General features: G+C 69.9%; 21 protein-coding genes. 5 read left to right on the top strand and 16 right to left on the bottom strand.

The window, feature by feature from the left end; all coding sequences use genetic code 11:
• Positions 1–35 precede the first annotated feature (35 nt).
• From EBE87_RS00345 to EBE87_RS00360, 4 genes are all read right to left on the bottom strand, one after another.
• Positions 36–824 (bottom strand): amino acid ABC transporter ATP-binding protein, encoded by a 789-nt coding sequence (locus EBE87_RS00345; RefSeq protein ID WP_120639805.1) that lies wholly within the window; start codon positions 822–824, stop codon positions 36–38.
• 40 nt (positions 825–864) lie between these two features.
• A complete protein-coding gene (locus tag EBE87_RS00350) occupies positions 865–2022 on the bottom strand; it encodes an amino acid ABC transporter permease (RefSeq protein ID WP_120639806.1) in 1158 nt (385 codons plus the stop codon).
• A 3-nt stretch (positions 2023–2025) separates the two neighbouring features.
• Positions 2026–3228 carry an amino acid ABC transporter permease gene (locus EBE87_RS00355; RefSeq protein ID WP_199707697.1) on the bottom strand — a complete coding sequence of 401 codons (1203 nt, stop codon included), beginning with the start codon at positions 3226–3228 and terminating at the stop codon, positions 2026–2028.
• 92 nt (positions 3229–3320) lie between these two features.
• Positions 3321–4370, bottom strand: coding sequence for an amino acid ABC transporter substrate-binding protein (locus EBE87_RS00360; RefSeq protein WP_120639808.1), 1050 nt, complete (start codon positions 4368–4370; stop codon positions 3321–3323).
• A gap of 276 nt (positions 4371–4646) precedes the next feature.
• On the opposite strand from EBE87_RS00360, the gene lhpI reads away from it, so the two are divergent.
• Positions 4647–5579: a bifunctional Delta(1)-pyrroline-2-carboxylate/Delta(1)-piperideine-2-carboxylate reductase gene (lhpI, locus tag EBE87_RS00365; protein ID WP_120639809.1), complete on the top strand. Its 933-nt coding sequence runs from the start codon at positions 4647–4649 to the stop codon at positions 5577–5579.
• A 292-nt stretch (positions 5580–5871) separates the two neighbouring features.
• Here lhpI and rpsO read toward each other — a convergent pair whose 3' ends face one another.
• The 10 genes from rpsO to EBE87_RS00415 all read right to left on the bottom strand — a co-directional run bounded on the left by rpsO (position 5872) and on the right by EBE87_RS00415 (position 15994).
• Positions 5872–6144 carry a 30S ribosomal protein S15 gene (gene rpsO, locus EBE87_RS00370; protein WP_120639810.1) on the bottom strand — a complete coding sequence of 91 codons (273 nt, stop codon included), beginning with the start codon at positions 6142–6144 and terminating at the stop codon, positions 5872–5874.
• A 5-nt stretch (positions 6145–6149) separates the two neighbouring features.
• Entirely contained in the window at positions 6150–7151 is a 1002-nt protein-coding gene (gene truB / locus EBE87_RS00375) for a tRNA pseudouridine(55) synthase TruB (RefSeq protein ID WP_120639811.1), read from the bottom strand.
• Between the two features lie 23 nt (positions 7152–7174).
• A complete protein-coding gene (locus EBE87_RS00380; RefSeq protein ID WP_120639812.1) occupies positions 7175–7573 on the bottom strand; it encodes an acyl-CoA thioesterase in 399 nt (132 codons plus the stop codon).
• Positions 7570–7998 (bottom strand): 30S ribosome-binding factor RbfA, encoded by a 429-nt coding sequence (rbfA, locus tag EBE87_RS00385; protein WP_120639813.1) that lies wholly within the window; start codon positions 7996–7998, stop codon positions 7570–7572. Before rbfA ends, EBE87_RS00380 begins: the two co-directional genes overlap by 4 nt.
• 88 nt (positions 7999–8086) lie before the next feature.
• Positions 8087–10864, bottom strand: coding sequence for a translation initiation factor IF-2 (gene infB / locus EBE87_RS00390; protein ID WP_122139811.1), 2778 nt, complete (start codon positions 10862–10864; stop codon positions 8087–8089).
• A gap of 60 nt (positions 10865–10924) precedes the next feature.
• Entirely contained in the window at positions 10925–11533 is a 609-nt protein-coding gene (locus EBE87_RS00395; RefSeq protein ID WP_120640852.1) for an RNA-binding protein, read from the bottom strand.
• A gap of 70 nt (positions 11534–11603) precedes the next feature.
• A complete protein-coding gene (gene nusA / locus EBE87_RS00400; RefSeq protein WP_120640853.1) occupies positions 11604–13181 on the bottom strand; it encodes a transcription termination factor NusA in 1578 nt (525 codons plus the stop codon).
• A gap of 4 nt (positions 13182–13185) precedes the next feature.
• The gene (gene rimP / locus EBE87_RS00405; RefSeq protein WP_120640855.1) at positions 13186–13800 is read right to left on the bottom strand and encodes a ribosome maturation factor RimP; all 615 of its coding nucleotides are present in this window, start codon (positions 13798–13800) and stop codon (positions 13186–13188) included.
• Between the two features lie 114 nt (positions 13801–13914).
• Positions 13915–14430 carry a hypothetical protein gene (locus tag EBE87_RS00410; RefSeq protein WP_120640854.1) on the bottom strand — a complete coding sequence of 172 codons (516 nt, stop codon included), beginning with the start codon at positions 14428–14430 and terminating at the stop codon, positions 13915–13917.
• Positions 14431–14617: 187 nt separating this feature from the next.
• Positions 14618–15994 carry a glycosyltransferase family 4 protein gene (locus EBE87_RS00415; RefSeq protein WP_120640856.1) on the bottom strand — a complete coding sequence of 459 codons (1377 nt, stop codon included), beginning with the start codon at positions 15992–15994 and terminating at the stop codon, positions 14618–14620.
• Between the two features lie 155 nt (positions 15995–16149).
• Between EBE87_RS00415 and EBE87_RS00420 the strand changes: the two genes are divergently transcribed.
• The gene (locus tag EBE87_RS00420) at positions 16150–18291 is read left to right on the top strand and encodes a glycosyltransferase (protein ID WP_122139812.1); all 2142 of its coding nucleotides are present in this window, start codon (positions 16150–16152) and stop codon (positions 18289–18291) included.
• A gap of 1 nt (position 18292) precedes the next feature.
• On the opposite strand, the gene nth is transcribed toward EBE87_RS00420, so the two are convergent.
• Entirely contained in the window at positions 18293–18940 is a 648-nt protein-coding gene (nth, locus tag EBE87_RS00425) for an endonuclease III (RefSeq protein WP_120641299.1), read from the bottom strand.
• A 268-nt stretch (positions 18941–19208) separates the two neighbouring features.
• Between nth and EBE87_RS00430 the strand changes: the two genes are divergently transcribed.
• Positions 19209–19715: a DUF2244 domain-containing protein gene (locus EBE87_RS00430; RefSeq protein ID WP_158600965.1), complete on the top strand. Its 507-nt coding sequence runs from the start codon at positions 19209–19211 to the stop codon at positions 19713–19715.
• A gap of 9 nt (positions 19716–19724) precedes the next feature.
• Here EBE87_RS00430 and EBE87_RS00435 read toward each other — a convergent pair whose 3' ends face one another.
• Positions 19725–20978, bottom strand: coding sequence for a UbiH/UbiF/VisC/COQ6 family ubiquinone biosynthesis hydroxylase (locus EBE87_RS00435; RefSeq protein WP_120639678.1), 1254 nt, complete (start codon positions 20976–20978; stop codon positions 19725–19727).
• Positions 20979–21203: 225 nt separating this feature from the next.
• Between EBE87_RS00435 and EBE87_RS00440 the strand changes: the two genes are divergently transcribed.
• Together EBE87_RS00440 and EBE87_RS00445 are read left to right on the top strand one after the other, a co-directional pair.
• Positions 21204–21542, top strand: a complete 339-nt coding sequence (locus EBE87_RS00440) for a P-II family nitrogen regulator (RefSeq protein ID WP_120639679.1) — start codon at positions 21204–21206, stop codon at positions 21540–21542.
• Between the two features lie 38 nt (positions 21543–21580).
• Positions 21581–22927, top strand: coding sequence for an ammonium transporter (locus EBE87_RS00445; protein WP_199707648.1), 1347 nt, complete (start codon positions 21581–21583; stop codon positions 22925–22927).
• The last annotated feature ends 17 nt before the right edge of the window (positions 22928–22944 follow it).

A 22944-nucleotide genomic window follows, 5' to 3' on the forward strand; every position in this document is an offset into this window, starting at 1 on the left:
CCCGCCGCCGGGGGCGGCGGGCCGGAAGCCGGGGCTCAGTGCCCGCGCAGGATCTGGCTGAGGAAGGTCTTCAGCCGGTCGGTCTTGGGGTCGTTGAAGACCTGGTCCGGGGTACCGGATTCCACGATCTCGCCCCGGTCCATGAAGACGACGCGGTCGGCCACCTGCCGGGCGAAGCCCATTTCATGGGTCACGCAGATCATGGTCATGCCGGTATCGGCCAGCATCACCATGGTATCCAGCACCTCCTTGATCATCTCCGGGTCGAGCGCCGAGGTCGGCTCGTCGAAGAGCATGATCTTGGGCTTCATGCAGAGCGCGCGGGCAATGGCCACGCGCTGCTGCTGGCCGCCCGAGAGCTGGCCGGGGAACTTGCGCGCCTGTTCCGGGATCTTGACCCGGGTCAGGTATTCCATCGCCAGTTCCTCGGCGTCCTTCTTCGGCATGCGGCGGACCCAGATGGGCGCCAGCGTGCAGTTCTCCAGCACCGTCAGATGCGGGAAGAGGTTGAAGGACTGGAAGACCATGCCGACCTCGCGCCGGATGGCGTCCAGGTTCCGCAGGTCGTCGGTCAGCTCCATGCCGTCGACGATGATGCGGCCTTCCTGGTGCTGCTCCAGCCGGTTGATGCAGCGGATCATGGTGGACTTGCCGGAGCCGGAGGGGCCGCAGACCACCACGCGCTCCCCTTCCGCCACCGAGAGCGAGACGTCGCGCAGCACATGCATCGCGCCGTACCACTTGTTCACCTTGTCCATCAGGATCGCCGGCGGCGCGTCCGTCCGCGCGGCGGAGGCGACGGCAGAGTCGAGGGTGGTGCTCATCGGGACGTTCCGTTTTGAAGGGTTTGGGAGGTGCGGCGCATCAGCGCACCCGGTGGCGGTTCAGTTCCACCTCCAGCCCCTGGCTGTAGCGGGACATGGCGAAGCAGAAGATGAAGTAGATCAGGCCGACGAAGACATAGACCTCGACGCCGAAGCCCTGCCAGGCAGGCTCCACCACCGCCGTCTTGCCGGCGGTCAGCAGGTCGAAGATGCCGATGATCAGGACCAGCGAGGTATCCTTGAACAGGCCGATGAAGGTGTTCACCAGCGGCGGGATCACCAGCCGCAGGGCCTGCGGCAGGATAATGAAGCCGGTCTTCTGCCAATAGGACAGGCCCAGGGCATCGGCGGCCTCGTATTGCCCGCGGGAGAGGGCCTGCAGGCCGCCGCGGATCACCTCCGCCAGATAGGCGGCGGCGAAGAGGATGATGGCGACCTGCGCGCGTAGCAGCTTGTCGATGTTCATGCCTTCCGGAAGGAAGAGCGGGAACATGACGCTGGCCATGAAGAGCAGGCTGATCAGCGGCACGCCGCGGATCAGTTCCACATAGACGATGCAGAGCGTCTTGATGGCCGGCATGCGGGAGCGCCGTCCCAGCGCCACCAGCACCGCCAGCGGAAAGGCGAAGGCGATGCCGAAGGTGGCGAGGATGAGCGTGATGGCCAGCCCGCCCCAGCGCTCCTGCGGCACATAGGGCATGCCCAGAATACCGCCCCACATCAGCACGCCGATGAGCACCAGCGTGGCCACCCAGACCAGCGCCAGCTCCTTGCGCCAGAAGCGGCGCATGGCGGAGACGATGTAAAGGCCGATGAAGAGCAGGATGCAGAGCAGCGGCCGCCAGTGCTGGTCGTAGGGATAGGTGCCGAAGAGGATGAAGCGGTACTTTTCCGTGATCACCGCCCAGCAGGCGCCGCGGCCTTCCAGCGCGCGGCAGGCCTGGGTCTGGGCGATGCCCTGGTCGTTCACCGGCACGGACCAGATGGCATTGATGAAGGCCCAGTCCACCAGCCCCATGGCCCAGCGGACGAGCAGATAGGCCAGCGCCAGCGTGATGGCCGTGGACCACCAGGAGGAAAACAGGCTGGCCCGGGCCCAGGCAACGGGCCCGACCACGCTCATGGGCGGGCGCCGCGCCTCGGCCGGCCCGACGGCGGCCGGGCGTGGGGCTGCGGATTCGGCGAGGGTCTCGGCCATGGCTCAGCGCTCCACCAGCGCGATGCGCGCGTTGTACCAGTTCATGAAGAGGCTGATCGACAGACTGATGCACAGGTAGACCGCCATGATGATGGCGATGCCCTCGATGGCCTGCCCCGTCTGGTTCAGCGTCGTATTGGCGATCGAGACGATGTCCTGATAGCCGATGGCGACCGCCAGCGAGGAGTTCTTGGCCAGGTTCAGGTACTGGCTGGTCATCGGCGGCACGATGACGCGCAGCGCCTGCGGCAGCACGATCAGCCGCATCACGCGGCTGCGGGACAGGCCCAGCGCCTCCGCAGCCTCCCACTGCCCGGCCGGCACGGCCTGGATGCCGGCGCGCACGATCTCGGCGATGAAGGCGGCGGTATAGGTCACGAGGCCGGCCAGCAGCGCGAAATATTCCGGGCTGACGCTGAAGCCGCCCTGGAAGTTGAAGCCGCGCAGCGCCGGGATGTCGCCCTGCCAGGGGGCGCCGAGGCCGGCCCAGATCACCAGCGGCAAGACCACCACCAGCCCCAGGACCGCCGGCCAGACCTTGCGCGGCTGCCCGTCCTGCATCCGCTTGGCGCGGGCGCTGCGGACATAAAGAATGGCCCCGATCACGCCGATCACGAAGCCCAGCAGCGCGAAGCTGTGCGCGTCCTGCCACTGGATCCAGGGCAGGCGCAGGCCGCGGTTGGAGAGGAAGACGCCCGTCACCGGGTTCAGCGACTGCCGGGGCGCCGGCAGCATCTGCATGATGGTGTACCAGAAGAGCAGCTGCAGCAGCAGCGGCACGTCGCGCACCGCCTCGATATAGGCGCCGGCGATCCGGGACAGCAGCCAGTTCTTGGACAGCCGTGCGATGCCGATGAGGGTGCCCAGGATGGTCGCCAGGACAATGCCGATAACGGCGACCTTCAGCGTGTTCAGCACGCCCACCAGCAGCGCCCGGGCATAGGTGCTGGCCGGGGTATATTCGATGAGGTGCTCGCCGATCGGCAGGCCCGCCTCCCGGTTGAGGAAGCCGAAGCCGGTGGCGATGCGCCGGACCTCGAGGTTGTGCTGCGTGTTGCGCACCAACCACCAGACAATGCCCACCACCACGCCAACGATCAGCACCTGCCAGATGATGGCGCGGAACCGTTCATCGGCCCAGGAGAGGCGCATCCCGCGTTTCGGCGGCGGTCGCAACAGCCGGGGATCGACGGCGCTATCGGACATACAGGGAAGCCTCTTCTCGTTGTCGCGCCCGGCCCTGCGGAGCCGGGATAGCCGGGGAGGCGGCCCGGAAGGAGGCCGCCTCCCCTGTCAGCTCACCGGAAGGGCGGCGAGTACTGCAGGCCGCCCTGGGTCCACTGGGCGTTGGGGCCGCGCTGGATGCCGATCGGCTCCAGGTTGCGGGTGAAGATCTCGCCGTAGTTGCCGATCTTCTTGATGACGTTCACCGCCCAGGCATTGTCCAGGCCCAGCATCTTGCCGAGGTCGCCGTTCTTGCCCAGCAGGCGCTGCGCTTCCGGGCGGGTGTCCTCGGCCACGGCCTTGTCGACATTGGCGCTGGTGATGCCCAGTTCCTCGGCCGTGAGCAGCGCGTTATGCGTCCAGCGCACGATATCGGCGAAGCGCGGGTCGCCCTGGCGCACGAAGGGGCCGAGCGGCTCCTTGCTGATCACTTCCGGCAGGATCTTGTGCTCGGCCGGGTTCGGCTGGGCCGAGCGGGTGGCGGCCAGGCCCGAGACGTCGGTGGTATAGGCATCGCAACGGCCGGCGGCATAGGCGGAGACCAGTTCCTCCAGCCGCTCGATCACGACCGGAGTGAAGTTGATCTTGTTGGCGCGGGCCCAGTCGGTCAGGTTCTGCTCGGTGGTGGTGCCGGGCTGGACGCAGATCGTGGCGCCGTCCAGATCCTTGGCGGAATTCACGCCGAGGCTGGCCTTCACCATGAAACCCTGGCCGTCATAGAAGTTGATGGCCGGGAAATCAAAGCCGAGCGAGGTATCGCGCGACAGCGTCACGGTGGTGTTGCGCGCGCCCAGATCGACCTCGCCGGACTGCAGCGCCGTGAAGCGGTTCTGCGCCGTGGTCGGCACGTAGCGGACCTTGTTGGGGTCGTTGAAGATGGCCACCGCGATGGCGCGGCAGTAATCGACGTCGAACCCCTTCCAGACACCCTGGCTGTCAGGCTGCGCGAAGCCGGCCAGGCCGGTGTTCACGCCGCAGACCAGGGTGCCGCGGGACTTCACGGCGTCCAGCGTGGCGCCGGTGGGTGCCGCGGCAGGCTGCTGCGCCAGGGCCGGAAAGGTCGCCGCCGTCACCAGGGCGGCAGTGCCCAGAGCGCGGAGGGTAGCAAGCCGTAAGGGCTTCATATGCGAATCTCTCCCAATCCAAACTCCTCCATCGCACGGCATGCCGACGGAGCGCCCGGGCGGCCAGTCACGGCCCCGACCCTGGCTTTGATCACGCTTCCGCGCAGATCCATTTTCAGCCCTACCGCTGCCATGAGTTTGACGCAATGGTGCCATGTCGTCTCATTTAATGAGAAGTTAAACTTGTTCGGCTCTAGCAAGGAGCGCGCCAGGAGGTTGCCGCCTGTGCCCGCCGCCGCAACAATGCCGCCGCAACGACGGGAGGCGGCGGCAGGCATGCGGAATCTGGACAAGGCGCAGACAACGGCCGGCCTGCCCTGGCCCGCGCTGCGGGAAGCCCTGCGGCAGATCTTCCGTGAAGGCTGCGACGCGCCGCTGCGCCACCGGCATCCCCTGCCGCAAAAAGATGCGGCCGAGGGTTCGCTGCTGCTGATGCCGGCATGGCAGGCGCATCGCTTCACCGGCGTGAAGATCGTGCATGTCAATCCGTCCAACGCCCTGCAGCCGGGCCTGAAGGCCGTCCATTCCGTTTATCTTCTCTCACACGGAGAGACAGGCGAACCGCTCTGCCTGCTGGACGGCGGCACCCTGACCGACCGCCGCACCGCCGCCGCCAGCGTCCTGGCCGCCGAATACCTGGCGCGGCCGGACAGCAGCCGCCTGCTGCTGCTGGGCAGCGGCAAGGTGGCGCATGCCCTGGCCGAGGCCTATGCGGAACGCTTCCCGCTGCGCGAGATCCGCGTCTGGTCCCGCCGCCCCGAAAGCGCCGCCCGGCTGGCCGCCACCCTGGCCGAGGCCGGCCTGCCGGCTCGCGACGTGGCGCAGGCCGACCCGGCGGGCGCCGATATCATTGCCGCCGCCACCCTCTCCACCACGCCGCTCTTCGATGGCGCGGCGGTGGAACCCGGCACCCATGTGGACCTGATCGGCGCCTTCCGGCCCGACATGCGCGAAAGCGACGGCACGCTGATGCGCCGCGCCCGCCTCTTCGTGGATACCCGCGCCGGGACCCTGGCCGAGGCCGGGGACGTGGTGCAGGCCATCGCGGAAGGCGCCATCGAGGCCGGGCATATCCAGGGCGACCTCTTCGATCTCTGCCGGGGGCAGCATCCCGGGCGCGGCGGCGCGGAGGAGATCACGCTGTTCAAGTCGGTCGGCTGGGCGGGCGAGGATCTGGCGGCGGCGGTGCTGGCCTATCAGGGCGGCTGAAGGGCGCTGCCCCTGCAGACCACCCCGCTGGGGTGACAGGGTCACCCCAGACCCCGCTATCTGCTTTTATCTTGTGGCATGCGGGCCCGGACTTCCGGCAACCGCGCCTTCAGCCCGCATGGCTTTTTTCCGGCGCCACAGCCTTTCGGACCAAAAAATCGAAGCGGGGTCCGGGGTGGACTTTCCACCCCGGCGGGGTCCAGGGCAGCGCCCCTGGCCTTGCGCGGCGGCCAAAGAAAAACGCCGGCCCCCTTTCGGGGACCGGCGTTCTTTCAGTGCAAGACTGCGTCGCTTAGCGGCGCAGGCCGAGGCGGCCGATCAGGCTCTCATAGCGAGCCTGGCTCTTCTTCTTGGTGTAGTCCAGCAGGCCACGGCGCTGGCCGACCAGCACCAGCAGGCCACGCCGGCTGTGGAAGTCCTTCGGGTGGACCTTCAGGTGCTCGGTCAGCGAGGAGATGCGCTCGGAAAGCAGGGCAACCTGCACTTCCGGGCTCCCGGTGTCGCCTTCCTTCAGCGCGTATTCCTTGATGATCTCGGCGCGACGCTCAGCGGTCACAGTCGACATCGGCTTCAGCCTTTCAAATCAGGGTCGGCATCCGTGCCCGCGGGCATCGGCGCGACGAGTGTCGTCTCACCCGGGCCCAACCAGCGTTCCGGCCTGAGAAGACCGGATTCAAGCCTGGCGAGACCCTTCAGGCGCCCCCCCGCCATCGCGCGCACCAAGCCCCCTTCAGGGTTGGCGTCGTCCGGGATCCGCCCCATCAGCTCGACCAGGGACATGGTCTGGCCAAAGGAAAGGCGGGCAGCCTCTGCATCCGTGAGGGCCAGTGCCGGGATGTCGGCCAGCGCGGTCGTTACGGGAAGCAGGAGGTCCGGGGAAGGAGGCGGGGTATCCCCCGATCCGACCAGCTTGTCCAGCGGAATCGCGGCCTCTTCCAGGAAAGGGCCGACCCGCATGCGGCGCAGGGTCGCGATATGCCCCACCGCCCCCACCGCGCGCGCGATGTCGCGCGCGAGCGAGCGCATATAGACGCCCTTGCCCGACTGCACCGTGAAGATGGCCGTGTCGGCATCCGGGCGCGACTCCAGCTCGAAGCGGTCCACCCGCGCCGGACGGGGCGCGAGTTCCACAACCTGCCCCTCGCGCGCCATGTCATAGGCACGCTCGCCATTCACCTTGATGGCCGAGAAGATCGGCGGCACCTGCATGATGTCGCCGATGAAGGCGGGCAGCGCGGCGCGGAGGGCCTCGTCTGTCGGGCGGACATCGGAGGTCTCGATGACCTTGCCGTCGGCATCGTCCGTGTCCCGCAGTTCACCGAACTTCAGGGTGAAGCGGTAGGTCTTGGTGCCGTCCATCACATAGGGAACGGTCTTGGTGGCGGCGCCGAAGGCAATGGGCAGCACGCCGGTCGCCAGCGGGTCCAGCGTGCCGCCATGGCCCACCTTCTGGGCATTGAAGGCGCGCTTGAGCTTGTTCACCACATCGGTGGAGCCCATGCCGGTGGGCTTGTCGACGATCAGCCAACCATCGAGCGGAATTCCGCGCGGCTTGCGGTTCGGGCGAGGCATTCTGCGAGTGTCCAGTCTTGAACTTAGGCAGCAGGCACCGGGCGCGGGCGGCCGGTCTGGTCCAGTGCCACGAAGGTAAACACGGCGTCGGTCACGCGGTTCATGTGCTCGCCCTCCCGCTCCCGCCGCCAGGCTTCCACCCGCACCTTCAGGGAGGTGCGGCCGGTGGAGACCATCTCGGCATAGCAGGAGACCTCGTCGCCGACGCGCACGGGGGAGAGGAAGCTCATCGCCTCCACCGCCACGGTGGCGCAGCGGCCGCGGGCACGGCGGGTGGCGGCGGAGGCCGCCGCCAGATCCATCAGCCCCATCAGCCAGCCGCCGAACACATCCCCCGCGGGGTTGGTGTTATTCGGCATGGCGGTGATGCGGATGACCGGAGCGCCCTGCGGCGGGTCCTCCGGCTGCGGACGGCTGCTCATGCCTCCTCGTCGTCCTTGACCTCGGGGGCGCGGGTGGCGGGATGCAGGTCCTGCTGCACCTCCGGCCGGCGCATGACGGTTTCGATCTTGGCGGCATATTCCAGCGCCTCATCGGGCTGGAAATGCAGCTGGGGGGCGAATTTCAGCCGCACCGCATGCGCCACCTGCTTGCGCAGCCAGGGCTGGATGCGGCGCAGGCCCTCCAGCTCCTCCGCGCTCGGCTTGCGGCCGAGGGCGCTGACAAAGCAGGTCATGTGCTTGAGGTCGGGGGAGGAGCGCACTTCCGTCACCGTGATGCGGGTGTCGTAGAGCGCCTCGTCATGGATCTCGCCGCGGGTGAAGACGGCGGAAAGCGCGTGCCGCACTTCCTCCGCGACGCGGAGCATGCGCTGGCTGGGGCCGCTGCCGGCCGGTTGCTTGGCCATGGTGATGGGGTCTTCCGGAAAGAGCCGCAGCCCGGCGGGACAAACCCGCCGGGCTGCGTATCGGTTGGCCTGAGGCTTTAACCTAGCCTCAGACGGCAGCGACCGTCTCGGTTTCGTAGCACTCGATCTGGTCGCCGACACGGATGTCGTCGTAGTTGGCGAAGCTCATGCCGCATTCGTAGCCGTTCGTGACTTCCTTCACGTCGTCCTTGAAGCGGCGCAGCGTCGCCAGCTCGCCCTGGTGGATCACCACGCCGTCGCGTAGCAGGCGGACGCCGCAGCCGCGCTTGACCACGCCGTCGGTGACGCGGCAGCCGGCGATCTTGCCCAGGCGCTTGACCTCGAAGACCTCGAGGATCTGCGCGTAGCCCAGGAACTTCTCGCGCTGGATGGGCGCCAGCTTGCCGCGCACCATCGCCTCCACGTCGTCCGCCACCTGGTAGATGATGGAGTAGTAGCGGATATCGACGCCGTCGCGGTTGGCCATCTCCCGCGCCTGGGTGGTCGCCCGGACGTTGAAGGCCACGACAATGGCGTTGGACGCCTTGGCGAGCTGGATGTCGCTCTCGGTGATCTGGCCCACACCGCTATGCAGCAGGCGGACCTTCACCTCGTCGCGCGACAGCTTGTTCAGCGTCACGGCCAGCGCCTCGGCGGAGCCCTGCACGTCGGCCTTGACGACGACGGCAACCTCCTTCTGCTGGCCGGCGGCGACGCGCGCCATCATGTCGGCCAGCGTGCCACGGGCGGCACCGGCGGCGGCGGCCTGCTTCTCGCGGGCCACGCGCTGACGGTACTCGGAGATCTCGCGCGCCCGGCTCTCGTTCTCCACGGCCACGAAGGTCTCGCCAGCGGTCGGCACGCCGGACAGGCCCAGGATCTCGACCGGCAGGCTCGGGCCTGCCTCCTTCACCTGGCGGCCCTTGTCGTCCAGCATGGCGCGCACGCGGCCCCATTCGGTGCCGGCGACAACCATGTCACCCTGGCGCAGCGTACCCTTCTGGACCAGCACGGTGGCCACGGGGCCGCGGCCCTTGTCCAGCTTGGACTCGATCACGGCACCCTCGGCGGCGCGGTCCGGGTTCGCCTTCAGGTCCAGCACCTCGGCCTGCAGCAGGATGGCTTCCTGCAGCTTGTCCAGGTTGGTGCCCTTCAGCGCGGAGACCGGGATCTCCATCGTGTCGCCACCCAGGCTTTCCACCACGATCTCATGCTGCAGCAGTTCCTGCCGCACGCGGTCGAGGTTGACGCCCTGCTTGTCGATCTTGTTGACCGCCACGATCATCGGCACGCCGGCCGCCTTGGCGTGGTTGATGGCCTCGATCGTCTGCGGCATCACGCCGTCATCCGCCGCCACCACCAGCACGACCATGTCGGTCACGCTCGCACCGCGGGCACGCATGGCCGTGAAGGCCTCGTGGCCCGGCGTGTCCAGGAAGGTGATCTTCTGGCCACCGGCGATCGTCACCTGATAGGCGCCGATATGCTGCGTGATGCCACCGGCCTCGCGCGCCGCCACGTCGGTCTTGCGCAGCGCGTCCAGCAGGCTGGTCTTGCCGTGGTCGACATGGCCCATGATGGTCACGACAGGCGGGCGCGGCTGCAGATCGGCCTCGACGTCCACGACGCCTTCCAGGCCCTGCTCCACGTCCGATTCCGCCACGCGCCGCACGCGGTGGCCGAATTCGTTGACCACCAGCTCCGCCGTATCGGCATCGATGGTCTGGGTCAGCGTCGCCATCACGCCCATGCGGAACAGCGCCTTCACCACCTCGCCGCCACGGGCGGCCATGCGGTTGGCGAGTTCCTGCACCGTGATGGATTCCGGCACCACCACGTCACGCACCACCTTCACGCCATCCGAACGCAGGCGCTGCAGCTCCTGCTGCCGGCGCTCACGCTCACGGGCGCGGCGGACGGAAGCCATGGAGCGGCTGCGCTCGTCCTCGCCCTCGATGGCGGCGGCGACGTCGATGCGGCCGTCACGGCGGCGGTCGGTGACCGGGGTCTTCTTGACCGGCACCGGCATCGGCTTCTTGGCGGCCAGCGGGCCACCCATCGGCCGGCGCGCGGGGGCGCGGCGCTCTTCCTCGCCACCCTCGTCACGGCCACGCAGCGTCAGGCGCGGCGGGGCACCAGGGGCAGCGGCGGGCGCGGCGGCCGGGGCCGGCGCGCCAGGACGGCGGAACCCGCCACCCGGGCCAGCGGCACCAGGGCCACCGGCGCGCGGCGCCATGCCGGGGCGCGGGCCACGGCTGTCGTCACGACCACCGTCGCGCGGCGCGGGGCGGGCCGCGGCCGGCGGGGCCGGCGGCGGCTGCGGCGCATTGCGGCGCGCCTCTTCCTCGACCTTGCGGCGGGCCTCGGCCTCGGCCTTCTCGCGCGCTTCCTGCTCGGCGCGGACAGCGGCTTCCTCGGCGGCGCGGCGATCTTCTTCCGCCTTGCGGGCGGCTTCCTCGGCGGCGGAGCGCAGCATCAGCGCCTGGCGCTCACGCGCCTCACGCTCGCGCTGGGCTTCCTGCCGGCGATGCTCTTCCAGCGCGCGCAGGCGGTTGGCCTGCTCGCCCTGGTTCAGGGGACGGTTGGCGGAGGTCGCACCGCCGCCGCCGCGCTGCGGGCCAGAGGCCCCGCGCTGCGGGCCACCCGCCGGGCGCGGGCCCGTGGCGGCGCCCGCCGGCTTCTGGGTGGGAGCCGGCGCGCCAGGGGCGCGCTTCTTCACCACCTCAACCTGCACAGTCTTCGAGCGGCCATGGCTGAACGACTGCCGCACGCTGCCGGCCTGCTCGGTCTTGCCGAGTTCCAACCGGCCGCTGGGCCGAAGGCTCAGGCGGCCCTTGCCGCCGTCCTGTTCGTTCTGGTCGCTCATGCGCTCGCTAATATCCGATCCGTTGTCTGCCATATATCCAAACGCGAGCCGTTGCCGGGCTCACGACCCCGCTCCGTTCGCGTTGACAGTAAATCCGGCCAATCGACCAGCCTCCTGCATAATCATCTCGGCAATCCGCCCGGACGCCACGCCCACATGCACCGCATGATCGCGTCCGAAGATCGCCCCTAATTCCTCAGCGTAGAGAACGGCCACCACAGGAAGGCCATGCCTGCCCTGCAACCGCCGCCGCTCCGCCTCGCTGCCGTCCGCCGCTTCCACCAGAAGGCCGGCGCGGCCGTTCTGCAGCCATTCCCGCACCTGCTGGAAGCCACAGACAGCCTGCCCCGCCCTGCGCGCCAGACCCACATGGTCGCGCAGTCGAGCGCGAAGGCCATGTTCGATTCGGGCGCGAAGATCGGGGGGCGGTATCACCAGGCCCTTGGCGGCCCTGGAAAAGGCGCCGCGTGCCTGCGCGCGTTCTAGCACATCGGCACGCGCGCTCAACCACATTCCCCGGCCGGGCAGCCTGCCCGCCAGATCCGGCACCAGTTCCCGCCCCGGGCTCAGCACGAAGCGGATCATCGCTTCCTTGGGCCCGGTTTCCCGCGTCACGATGCAACGGCGCAGCGGACCCTTCTCAGAGTCCGCTCCATCCGCCTTGGGCATCGGCTTCGGCGGCCGCTCGGTCGGCGCCTCCGGGCTCAGCTCGGGCGCTGAGCCGGTGGCCGGGGCGTGTTCAGGATTGCTGGTCGTCGGTCTTCTCCTCGCCGCTCTCGCTGCCGGCCTTCTCGCCGGCATCATTCTCCGCGGCGAACCAATGCTCACGCGCCGCCATGATGATGGCGTTCGCCGTTTCCTCGTCCACCGCCTCGGTGCCGAGGATCTCGATCAACTCATCGGCCGCCAGGTCGCCCAGGTCGTCCAGGGTCTTGATCCCCTTCTCACCCAGCGTGACCATCATGGCCGGGGAGAAGCCACCGGCCTCGCCCACCGCATCCTCGACGCCCAGCGCGCGGCGCTTCTCGTCCAGCTCCTGGTCGCGGCGGTCCAGGAAGGCCTGGGCGCGGCGCTTCAGCTCGGCGGCCACGTCCTCGTCGAAACCCTCGACCTCGGCCAGTTCCTCGTCGGCGGCATCGACCAGTTCCTCGATCGTGCCGAAGCCCTCGGTCACCAGCAGGCCGGCGATGACGTCATCCACATCCAGCGCCTCGACAAAGAGGCCGGTGCGCTTGCGGAATTCTTCCTGGCGGCGCTCCGACTCCTCAGCCTCGGTGAGGATGTCGATGTCCCAGCGGGTCAGCTGGCTGGCCAGGCGCACGTTCTGGCCACGACGGCCGATCGCGAGGGAGAGTTGGTCATCGGGGACCACAACTTCAACCCGGCGGGTGTCCTCGTCCAGCACGACCTTGGTCACCTCGGCCGGCGCCAGCGCGTTCACCACGAAGGTGGCGTTCTCGGGCGACCAGGGGATGATGTCGATCTTCTCGCCCTGCAGCTCGGCCACCACCGCCTGCACGCGCGAGCCGCGCATGCCGACGCAGGCGCCGACCGGATCGATGGACGAGTCGCGCGAGACCACCGCCATCTTGGCGCGCGAGCCCGGGTCGCGGGCCACGGCCTTGATCTCGATGATGCCGTCGTAGATCTCGGGCACTTCCTGCGCGAAGAGCTTGGCCAGGAAGCCCGGATGCGTGCGGCTCAGGAAGACCTGCGGCCCGCGCGGCTCCTCGCGCACGTCATAGATATAGGCACGCACGCGGTCGCCGTTGCGGAAGGCCTCGCGCGGGATGGTCTCGTCGCGGCGCAGCAGCGCCTCGGCGCGGCCGAGATCGACCATCAGGTTGCCGTACTCGGTGCGCTTGACGACGCCGTTGACGACCTCGCCCACGCGGTCCTTGTACTCGTTGAACTGCTTGGAGCGCTCGACCTCGCGCACGCGCTGCACGATCACCTGCTTGGCGGTCTGCGCGGCGATGCGGCCGAAGTCGATCGGCGGCAGCGGATCGACGATGAACTCACCGACCTGGATACCGGGCTTGATCTTCTGCGCGATGCGCAGCGGGATCTGCGTCGCCTCGTTCTCGACCGGCTCGGCCTCGACGACCTCGGACCAGCGGGAGAGCTTCACCTCGCCGGTGCGGCGGTCGATAACGGCGCGGATGTCCTTCTCGTGCCCGTACTTGGCACGGCCGGCCTTCTGGATGGCCTGCTCCATGGCCTCCAGCACCTCGTCGCGCTCGATCATCTTCTCGCGCGCCACGGCATCCGCGACCTGCAGAAGCTCCGGGCGGGCAATGGTGATGTCCACGGCCATGATCCTAGTTCCTCTTGGGCGAGTTGGAGGCGTCGGAGTCGTCCTCGGCGGGATCTTCATCCCCCTCCGGCTCCACTCCGGCCTGGGCCGCGGTCGCGGCGATCAGTTCATCGGTCAGCACCAGCTTGGCGCGGCGCATGTCGGCGCGGGGCAAGGTCACCTCGCCGCCGTCTTCCAGCTTCAGCCGCACGCTCTCCTCGTCGGCGCCGAGGATGAAGCCGCGGAAGCGGCGGCGGCCCTCGAAGGGGATGCTCATCTCGGCAGTGGCCAGATGGCCGGCGAAGCGCGCCCAATCCTTGGTGCGCGTCAGCGGCCGGTCGATGCCGGGGGAGGAGACCTCCAGGTGCCATTCCTTGGGGAAGGGATCGTCCACGTCCAGCACGGCGCCGGCGGCATGGCTGATGGCCTCGCAATCGGCCACGCCGATCGGGCGGCCATCGGTGCGGTCGGCCATGATCTGCACGGTCGGCACCTGCTTGCCCTGGATCAGCACGCGCACGATCTCATAGCCCATCGCCGCCAGTGTTGGCGTGATGGCAGCGGCGATGCGCGCTTCCAGCCCTTCCTGGGGAAGGTCGTCGGGCGTGCCGTCGGTGGCGTTGTTGTCGTCGTGATCCAAAAACAAAAAAAGGCGGCCCTAAGGCCACCCCCCTGACTGTGCAGCGAAGATGTTCTGCCACTCATATAGGCTTACCCCCCGCCACCCGCAAGCAAAACGAGGGCCAGGAAAAACCTAGTCCAGGCCGCGCGGCAGCCGCGCCAGATGCGTCACGCGGCACAGCCCGTGGCTGCGCACCGAGAGCACGGCGCCCGATAGGCGGTTGTCATGCACCTGCGCCAGGCCGAAGCCATGCAGTGCCAGCAGCAGGAAATGGCCGGTGACGCGCACCAGATACAGCCCCGGCTCCAGCCCGCTGCGCCGGACCAGCCCCAGCAGGGTGGGGCCGCGCCCCTCGTCCTTGTCCACCGGCAGCGGCACCCCCGGCAGGCCGAGCTGGCGCAGCGCCTCCAGCACGTCGCGCCAATAGGCGGTAACGATATCCGGCTGCCCGGCATAGCGCTCGGGCGCCACGCGCCGCAGCAGGGCGCAGGCTTCGGCATAACCGCAGCCGGCGGCCAGGGCGATGGCAGCGGGGCCGCACCAGCCGGCCTGCCCGCCGCGCTCGCGGGTCAGCCGGTCGGCGGAATCAGCGATGAGGCTCCGCCCCACCGCAGGCATGGCGATGCGCTGCCCGTCCTCTCGTTCCAACACCGCCTCCCCCAAATCCGTGGCGACGCTCCCCCCCGGAAGCGTCAAGGACCCCACGGTGTCGTGACGGCAGGCCGAGCGTCAACGTCGGGATGCCTTACAGTCTGTCTTCGGCCAGGGCTGTTGCATCGGCGCCACAGGCTGTGGCTGCAGCGCAACCAAAGCCGTTTTGGGGCGCTGGCGCCGGTTATTCCGCGGCTTCGGCCAGCGCCGGCGCGGCCGTATGGCCGGCGCCCGGCTCCACCGTCACGCCCAGGCGGCTGTAGACATCCGCGAGGCGGCGTTCGTACTTGTCGGCGGAGAACAGGTCGGCGCGGTGGGGGCCGGCATGTTCCAGCCAGCCCCGCAGATCGGCGTTCTGGTCCAGGGCGCGGATCGCCTCGACCATGGCGCGCACGTCGTAGGGGTCGACCGTGATGGCAGCCTCCCCCACCACCTCGGGCAGGGAGGAGGTGTTCGAGGTCATCACCGGCGTGCCGAGCTTCATCGCCTCCAGCGCCGGCAGCCCGAAGCCTTCGTAGAGCGATGGGAAGAGGCAGGCCTTGGCGCCGCGGATCAGCGAGATCAGCAGGCGGAAGGGCGCGTAGTCCAGCAGGATGATCTTGCGCTTCACGCGCAGGATGGAGCCTTCCTGCACCTGGTAGCGGATATGGTCGTCGAAGAGCAGCTTCAGCTCCTCCTCGCTCTTCCAGGCCTGCTTGCCGACGATGATCAGCGGCAGGTCGGAGCCGGAGGAGAGGAAGGCCTCGATCATGCGGCCCACGTTCTTCTTCGGCTCGATGGCGCCGAAGAACATGAAGTAGCCCTTCCAGTCGAGGCCGAAGGAGCCCTTGATCTCGTCCTGCGCCTCGTAGATCGGCTTTTCCGCGAATTTCTTCGGGATCTCGACGGACTGGTAGGTATTCGTCACCCGCTCCGGGTCCACGCCCAGCAGGTTGACGATGTCGCGCTTCGAGGCCTCGCTGACCGTGATGATGTGGTCGGCCTTCTTCGCGATCAGCCGGTTGAGGCGGAAGTAGCGGCGCTTGTGATCCAGCGTGGTGAAGGGCAGCCGCAGCGGCACCAGGTCATGCAGCGTGTAGATGTTCCTGGCCCCCGGCACCCGCATCGCCAGCGGGTAGGTCCAGTGCATGATCTGCGGTGGCCGGGGCATCCGCACCGTCAGCCGCGACTTGTAGTGGCGGAAGTGGTTGTAGGCGACGGTGAAGCCGTTCTCGACATTCCAGAGATGGTCGAAATGCGGCAGCCGGTTCTCGAAGGTATTCGCCACGACGCGGCCGGTGATGGGCACGGAGGTGGCGTATTCGCCGAGCGGCGAGAAAAGGGTGCGCCGCGCCGACCGCATCCAGCGCAGCATCGGCGAGGCCTCGCCCACGCGGTTGTCGAAGAAGGCGATCTCGCGGATCAGCTCGTTGCGGCTGGGGCTGGCGCGGGTGCCGTAGAGCACGCCCACCTCGGCGCCCAGCCCGCCCAGGCGGAAGCTGAGGTTGCGGGCATAGGTGGCGACACCGGTGCCCTGGTCGAGCGCGAGATTGTGGCCGTCGATATAGATGCGGGGGCGCATGGACCGGATACCCTGGATGATGGCAGGCGGCCGGATGGCCCCCCTTTTGGCGGAGCCGTGCCGGCCCGGCAGCCTAAACATTCGGTGCCGGCTCGGCCATGGCTTGCTTTGCCCGCGCCGGCGGTGGATGACGCGAAGGTCATGATGCAGTCCGCATGGTAGCGCAAGGAAGCCCCGAGATCCGCAGGCTGCGGCAGCAGGCCGACCAGCTGCGGGAGGCCCGGGACTGGCCCGCCGCCGCCCGCGCCTATGCCGCCCTGTTGCGGCTGGCGCCGCAGGACCTGCCGGCCATGCTGCGGCAGGCGCAGTGCCTGCTGGCCGCCGGCGCCCTGGCCGATGCGCTGGACCTTTACCAGGCCGCCGCCCTGCTGCGCCCGCGCGATCCGGCGCTGCTGCGCCAGATCGGCCATGCCGCCCTGCTGCTGGACCGCCCCGCCGAGGCCGAGGCCGCCCTGGCCCGCGCCGTGGCCCTGGCGCCGGGGGACGAGGATCTCTGGCAGGCCTGGCTTTCCCTTTTTCCCCGCGCGGCGGAGCCGCCGCCGGCGGCGGGCGTGGTGCTGGACCTCACCGACCTCGCCACCTGGGTCCGCAAGGGACGGCGCGCGCCTTCCGGCATGCAGCGGGTGCAGCTGGAGATCGCCTCGGCCGCCCTGGCCGGGCCGCATCCACCGGTGCTCTGCGCCATGCCGGCAGCGGGCGGCGGCTGGCGGCGCTGGCCGGCGGCGCTGTTCCACCGCATCGACCACCTGATGCGCCTTTCGGCCGATGCCGTGGACCCACCCTGGCGCGATGCCGCCGCCCTGTTGGCCGATGTGCTGGAGGAAGCGCCGCTGTCCTTCGCGCCCGGCGCCGTGCTCTGCTCGCTGGGCGGCAGCTGGGCGCAGCCGGACCACCTGGCCTGCCTGCGCCGCGCCCGCGCCGCCACCGGGCTGCGCCATGTGCCGTTGCTGCACGACTGCGCCCCCCTGGTGGTGCCGGAGCATTGCTCCACCGGCGTGGTGCAGGGCTATGCCCGCTGGTTCAGCAACCTCGCGCTGCATGCCGATGGCGTGCTGGCCACTTCCCACGCCACGCGAGAAGATTTCGCGCGGCTGCACGCCGCCCTGCTGCCGGACCTGCCGCCGCCGCCCCAGTTGGTGCTGCGGCTGGATGCCACGCCCCGCCCGCCGCCGCCCGAGGCCCCGCCGCCCCTGCTGCCCCGCCCGCTGCGCGCCGGGCGGCCCTTCGTGCTCTTCGTGGCCACGATCGAGGGCCGCAAGAACCACCTGATGGTCTTCGAGGCCTGGCTGACGCTGCTGCGCCGGCTGGGCCCGGCGGCGGTGCCGGACCTGGTCTGCGTCGGGCGCCCGGGCTGGCGGGCGGAAGCGGCGCTGGCGCTGCTGGAGAATGCGCCGGACCTGCGCGGCCGCGTCCACCTGCTGCAGCATGTCGGCGACCCGCTGCTGGCGGCGCTGTATCGCGGCTGCCTCTTCACCCTCTACAACAGCCATTACGAGGGCTGGGGCCTGCCGGTGACGGAAAGCCTGGCCGCCGGCCGCCCGGTGCTGGCGCCGGCCCATTCCGCGCTGCTGGAAGCCGGCCAGGGCGGCGCCACCTTCTTTGAAAGCGGCTCCGCCCCCGATCTGGTGGCGAAGCTGGAAGCGCTGATCACCCGCCCCACCATCCGCGCCACCGCCGAGGCCGGGATCGCCGCCATGCCGCCCCGCCCCGGCTGGGACAGCGTGGCCGCGCGGCTGCTGGAACAGGTGGCGCAACTGGCGGCGGAGGCCCCGCCCCGTCCGCCCCTGCCGCTCCGCCCCGGCGAGCGCCTGCCGATGCAGCGGATCGATTCGCTCCGGCCGCAGCCCGCCATGGCGGTGGCCGAGGCCGCCCGTGCCGGCGAGGGCTGGTTCCCGCTGGAAGACTGGGGCGTCTGGACCCGCCCCGCCAGCGCCATGCTGCGGCTGCCGCTGCCCCCCGGCCTGTCCGGCCCGCTGCGGCTGGAGCTGGCGCTGCGCGCGCCCCTGCGGGACCAGGTGGCGGCGCTGCGGCTGCGGCGGGAGGGCCAGCCCTTCGGCCCTGCCATGGAAGTGCTGCTGCCCGCCAACAGCACCCGCGGCGCCGGGCTGGAGGTGCCCGCCGGGGAAGGCGCGGTGGAGGTGATGCTGGAACCCGCCACCCCCGCCACCCTGCCGGATGGCCGCCGGGTCGGGCTGGGGCTGGTGGCGCTCTCCCTCGCCCGCGCCGATTCGGTGGCGGACCGGCTGGCGGCGCTGGAGGCGCGCTTTTTCCGCATCCCGCGCCCGCTGGAAGCCTGAGTTAGCGCGGCGGCGCCACCCGCACCTTGTCGCGGTAGTTGCAGAGCGCGATGGCGACGCAGTGCCAGCATTCCGGCATCCGCGCCTTGCAGACATAGCGGCCGTGCAGGATCAGCCAGTGATGCGCGTCCCGCAGCAGCTCCGGCGGCACGCGCTTCATCAGCCCGTCCTCCACCTCGCGCGGGGTGTTGCCCGGCGCCAGGCCGGTGCGGTTGCCCAGGCGGAAGATATGGGTGTCCACCGCCATGGCTTCCTCGCCGAAGGCGACATTCAGCACCACATTGGCGGTCTTGCGGCCGACGCCCGGCAGGGCCTCCAGCGCCGCACGGTCGGCCGGCACCTCGCCGCCATGGCGCTCCAGCAGCAGGCGGGACAGGGCGATCACATTCTTCGCCTTGCCCTTCCAGAGCCCGATGGAGCGGATGTGCCTGCCCACCCCTTCCTCGCCCAGCGCCACCATGGCGGCGGGGTTGTCGGCCTCCTGGAACAGGGTGGCCGTGGCCTTGTTGACCGAAACATCGGTGGCCTGGGCGGAGAGCGCCACCGCCACCAGCAGGGTATAGGGGCTGGTGTAGTGCAGCTCCGTCTCCGGCGCCGGATTGGCGGCGGCCAGGGCGCGGACGAAGTCGCCGGCCTGCTGCAGGTTCATGATCCGCGCCCGGCGCGGCGCCTCCGCCGAGCCATGCAGCGGCTTGGCCGGGCCGCGCTTGCGCGGCGGCGCCTTGGCGGGCGGATGCGGCGGTTCCGGCTCGCCGGCCAGGGCGGGGTCGGGCGGGGCGGGATCGGCGGCGGGGCGGCGGCGGGCACTGGCCCTGGGCAGGGTGGGTCTGGGGGCGCGGGTCATGGTCACCTGGCAGGAAGGTCATGCGGCGCGGGAGCGATGCGGCGGCGCGGGTGGCACCCTATGTTGTCCGGGCATGCCGGCAAACCCCGCCCCGCCCCGGCCCGAGCCCGTGCTCTTCGAGGCCGTCAGTACCCCCGCGCACAGTTTCCACCGTGGGCTCTTCCTGCTGCTCGCAGGCATCACCCTGGCCTGGACCATCCTGGGCGGCACGGTCTTCCTGCTGGTGGGGGCCTGGCCGGTCTTCGGCTTCCTGGGCGCCGAGTCGCTGCTGGCGTTGGGGCTGGTGCTGCTGCACCACCGCCGCGCCGGCCGGGCGCGGGAAGTGGTGCGGCTGGCCGATGGCCGCATCACCGTGCGGCGGGTGGATGGCCGGGGGCAGCGCACCGAGGCCTCGATGGATGCCTATTGGGCGCAGGTGGAACTGACCGAACGCGAGGGGCTGGCCCTGGTGCGGCGCGGCCATCGCATCCCGGTCGGCGTCTTCCTGTCGGAGGCCGAGAAGGAGGACCTCGCCGGGGCATTGCGGCAGGCTTTGGCCGCCTACCGCCGTCCCTCCTTCGACAACCCGCAGCTGCGCTGATCGCACGGATCAGGAGCGCAGCGACACCAGCCCGCGCCCTTCCAGCAACCCCGCCGTGGCCGAGCCGAAGCCCATGGCGCGGCGGGCAAAGAACTGCTTCAACCCCGGCATGCGCTGCACCGCCGCCAGCCCCAGCCGGCGCGCCATCCGCACCGGCGGCAGGCTGTTGCCGAACAGCCGCTCCAGCGCATGGGTCATGCCCAGCATCAGCAGCGCATCCGGCCGCCGCGCCGCCTGGTAGCGCGCCAGCAGCCCGGGGCTGCCGGGGTCCTCCCCCGCCGCGATGGCTTCCACCACCAGTTCCGCCAGGGCGGCGACATCGCGGAAGCCGAGGTTCAGCCCCTGACCGGCGATGGGGTGGATGCCATGCGCCGCATCCCCCACCAGGGCCAGTCGCTCCGCCGTGTAGCGGGAGGCATGCATGGCGGCTAGCGGATAGGACCAGCGCCGCCCGATGGGCGTGACGCGGCCAAGCTGGCGGCCCATGCGGCGCTCGATCTCGCGGCCATAGGCCTCGTCCGGCAGGGCCAGGAAGCGCTCGGCCAGGTGCCGCTTCTCGGTCCAGACAATGGCGGAGACGTTCGGGTGCTCCTCCGTCGCCGCCATGGGCAACTGGGCAAAGGGGCCGTGGGGCAGGAACTGCTCCAGCGCCACCTCGTCATGCGGCAGTTCATGCGCGATGGCGCCGACGATGCCCATCTGGTGGTAGTCCAGCCGCGTGGCGCCGATGCCGGCCTGCCGCCGCAGCGGGCTGTTGCGGCCTTCGGCGCCGACCACCAGCCGGGCGCGCAGCACCGCGCCGGTGGACAGGCGCACGGTGGCGCCTTCCGCATCCCGCGACACTTCCGCCCGGGCGGGGGCATGCAGTTGCAGATGCGCCAGCTCGGCCAGCCGGGCGTTCAGCGCCATGCGCAGCGCCCGCGCCTCCACCATCCAGCCGAAGGGCTCGCCGCCGGTCTCGGTGGAATCGAAGTCCAGGCCCATCGGGCTGGCCGTCTCGCCCGGCGCGCCGTCCCGCACCTCGATGCGGCGGATCGGCCCCGGGTTCCAGGGCAGGTGCTGCCACACGCCGGCGGCTTCCAGCAGGTTGCGGCTGGTGGCGGCGATGGCATAGGCGCGGCCGTCGAATTCCGGCCGCTCCATGGGCGGCAGCGGCGCGGCATCGACCACCGCCACCTGGACCCCGGCGCTGGCCAGGGTGGTGGCCAGCACCGCGCCCACCGGACCGGCGCCGACGATGCAAACCTCGATCTCTTCACTCATGCCGCCATTCTGCCCCGAGGCCGGATGCGAAGCGAGGGCGGTTGCTGCCCATTTCTTGTGCAGACGCTCTCGTATTGCCTGCCGAGACGCATAACCCTGCCGCAGCAGGCTGTGCGCAACGCTTTGTCACGCGGCAGAGAGCGCTGCCCCGCGCCACGCCCAGGCTTCTGGCACGCCATTCGCATACGCAGCATCAGCCACGCGGAATAAAGGGGGCCGCAGCGCATGAAGCTGGTCATGGCAATCATCAAGCCGTTCAAGCTGGACGAGGTGCGCGAGGCGCTCACCCCGCTCGGCGTGCAGGGTCTGACGGTGACCGAGGTGAAGGGTTTCGGCCGGCAGAAGGGCCAGACCGAGATCTACCGCGGCGCGGAATACCACGTCTCCTTCCTGCCCAAGCTGAAGATCGAGGTGGCCGTGCCCACCGATCTGGTGGAGGCCGTGGTGGAAGCCATCGCCAGCACCGCACGCACCGGCAAGATCGGCGACGGCAAGATCTTCGTGCTGGATGTGGAACGCGCCCTGCGCATCCGCACCGGCGAGACCGACGGCTCGGCGCTGTGATGCCCGCCACCCACCCGATGACAACGGAAACCAAGCCGATGCTGACGGCCCTGGCGAAGGCGCGCGTCGCCGCCGCCTTCCTTCCCGCCCTGCTGCTGGCGGGCCCCGCCCTGGCGCAGGACGCCGCCACGCCCGCGATCGATACCGGTGACACCGCCTGGATGCTGACCAGCACCGCCCTGGTGCTGATGATGACCATCCCCGGCCTAGCGCTGTTCTATGCCGGCATGGTGCGCAAGAAGAACATCCTCGCCACCCTGATGCAGTCCTTCTTCCTTGCGGGGCTGCTGACCATCGTCTGGATGGTGGCGGGCTATTCCTTCGCCTTCGGCGAGGGCGGCGCCTATTTCGGCGACATGTCCCGCCTCTTCCTCTCGGGCATCGCGGCCAATTTCGACAAGCCCTTCACCCTGGGCAGCGGCGACGGGGCGGTGGCCTTCACCATCCCCGAGACGGTCTTCGTGATGTTCCAGATGACCTTCTTCATCATCACCCCGGCGCTGGCGGTCGGCGCCTGGGCGGACCGCATCAAGTTCTCCGCCCTGGTGTCCTTCGCGGTGCTGTGGTCGCTGCTGGTCTATGCGCCGGTGGCGCACTGGGTCTGGCACCCGAATGGCTGGATCTTCAACCTGGGCGCGCTGGACTTCGCGGGCGGCACGGTGGTGCATATCAACGCGGGCGTGGCCGGCCTTGTCGGTGCCCTCGTGCTGGGCAAGCGCACCGGCTACGGCAGCGACAACATGTCCCCCTACAACCTGGCCTTCGCCGTGATCGGCGCGGCGCTGCTGTGGATCGGCTGGTTCGGCTTCAACGCGGGCTCGGCCGGCGCGGCCGGTGGCCGCGCGGGCATGGCCATGCTGGTGACGCAGATCGCCGCCGGCGCCGCCGTGCTCTCCTGGGTGGCCATCGAGTGGATCACCAAGGGCAAGCCCTCCGTGCTCGGCGCCATTTCCGGCGCGGTGGCGGGCCTCGTCGCCATCACCCCGGCGGCCGGCTTCGTGCTGCCGGGGCCGGCGCTGATCATCGGCCTGATCGCGGGCCTGGCCGGCTTCTGGGGCGCCACGACGCTGAAGCACTGGTGCGGCTATGACGACAGCCTGGACGCCTTCGGCGTGCATGGCATCTGCGGCATCGTCGGCGCGCTGCTGACCGGCGTCTTCGCCTATGGCGCCCTGTCCGCCACCCCGGCCTCGCCGGAAGGCATCTCGGGCAGCTTCGCCCAGTTCCTGCTGCAGCTCTACGCCGTGCTGGCCACCATGGTCTTCACCGCCATCGGCAGCTTCATTCTGCTCAAGATCGTGGATGTGGTGATCGGCCTGCGTGTCACCGAGGAAGAGGAGCGCGAGGGTCTCGACGTGTCCCTGCACGGCGAGCGCCTGGGCTGACGCCCCCTTCCCTTCGC

It is taken from the genome of Teichococcus wenyumeiae, from assembly GCF_003696345.1.
Lineage (GTDB): Bacteria > Pseudomonadota > Alphaproteobacteria > Acetobacterales > Acetobacteraceae > Pseudoroseomonas > Pseudoroseomonas wenyumeiae.

Bases quoted from the DNA above. Each gene is read 5' to 3' on its own strand.
- EBE87_RS00345 (WP_120639805.1), bottom strand. From the start codon at position 824: ATGAGCACCACCCTCGACTCTGCCGTCGCCTCCGCCGCGCGGACGGAC.
- EBE87_RS00350 (WP_120639806.1), bottom strand. From the start codon at position 2,022: ATGGCCGAGACCCTCGCCGAATCCGCAGCCCCACGCCCGGCCGCCGTC.
- EBE87_RS00355 (WP_199707697.1), bottom strand. From the start codon at position 3,228: ATGTCCGATAGCGCCGTCGATCCCCGGCTGTTGCGACCGCCGCCGAAA.
- EBE87_RS00360 (WP_120639808.1), bottom strand. From the start codon at position 4,370: ATGAAGCCCTTACGGCTTGCTACCCTCCGCGCTCTGGGCACTGCCGCC.
- lhpI (WP_120639809.1), top strand. From the start codon at position 4,647: ATGCGGAATCTGGACAAGGCGCAGACAACGGCCGGCCTGCCCTGGCCC.
- rpsO (WP_120639810.1), bottom strand. From the start codon at position 6,144: ATGTCGACTGTGACCGCTGAGCGTCGCGCCGAGATCATCAAGGAATAC.
- truB (WP_120639811.1), bottom strand. From the start codon at position 7,151: ATGCCTCGCCCGAACCGCAAGCCGCGCGGAATTCCGCTCGATGGTTGG.
- EBE87_RS00380 (WP_120639812.1), bottom strand. From the start codon at position 7,573: ATGAGCAGCCGTCCGCAGCCGGAGGACCCGCCGCAGGGCGCTCCGGTC.
- rbfA (WP_120639813.1), bottom strand. From the start codon at position 7,998: ATGGCCAAGCAACCGGCCGGCAGCGGCCCCAGCCAGCGCATGCTCCGC.
- infB (WP_122139811.1), bottom strand. From the start codon at position 10,864: ATGAGCGACCAGAACGAACAGGACGGCGGCAAGGGCCGCCTGAGCCTT.
- EBE87_RS00395 (WP_120640852.1), bottom strand. From the start codon at position 11,533: ATGCCCAAGGCGGATGGAGCGGACTCTGAGAAGGGTCCGCTGCGCCGT.
- nusA (WP_120640853.1), bottom strand. From the start codon at position 13,181: ATGGCCGTGGACATCACCATTGCCCGCCCGGAGCTTCTGCAGGTCGCG.
- EBE87_RS00415 (WP_120640856.1), bottom strand. From the start codon at position 15,994: ATGCGCCCCCGCATCTATATCGACGGCCACAATCTCGCGCTCGACCAG.
- EBE87_RS00420 (WP_122139812.1), top strand. From the start codon at position 16,150: ATGGTAGCGCAAGGAAGCCCCGAGATCCGCAGGCTGCGGCAGCAGGCC.
- nth (WP_120641299.1), bottom strand. From the start codon at position 18,940: ATGAACCTGCAGCAGGCCGGCGACTTCGTCCGCGCCCTGGCCGCCGCC.
- EBE87_RS00430 (WP_158600965.1), top strand. From the start codon at position 19,209: ATGCCGGCAAACCCCGCCCCGCCCCGGCCCGAGCCCGTGCTCTTCGAG.
- EBE87_RS00435 (WP_120639678.1), bottom strand. From the start codon at position 20,978: ATGAGTGAAGAGATCGAGGTTTGCATCGTCGGCGCCGGTCCGGTGGGC.
- EBE87_RS00440 (WP_120639679.1), top strand. From the start codon at position 21,204: ATGAAGCTGGTCATGGCAATCATCAAGCCGTTCAAGCTGGACGAGGTG.
- EBE87_RS00445 (WP_199707648.1), top strand. From the start codon at position 21,581: ATGCTGACGGCCCTGGCGAAGGCGCGCGTCGCCGCCGCCTTCCTTCCC.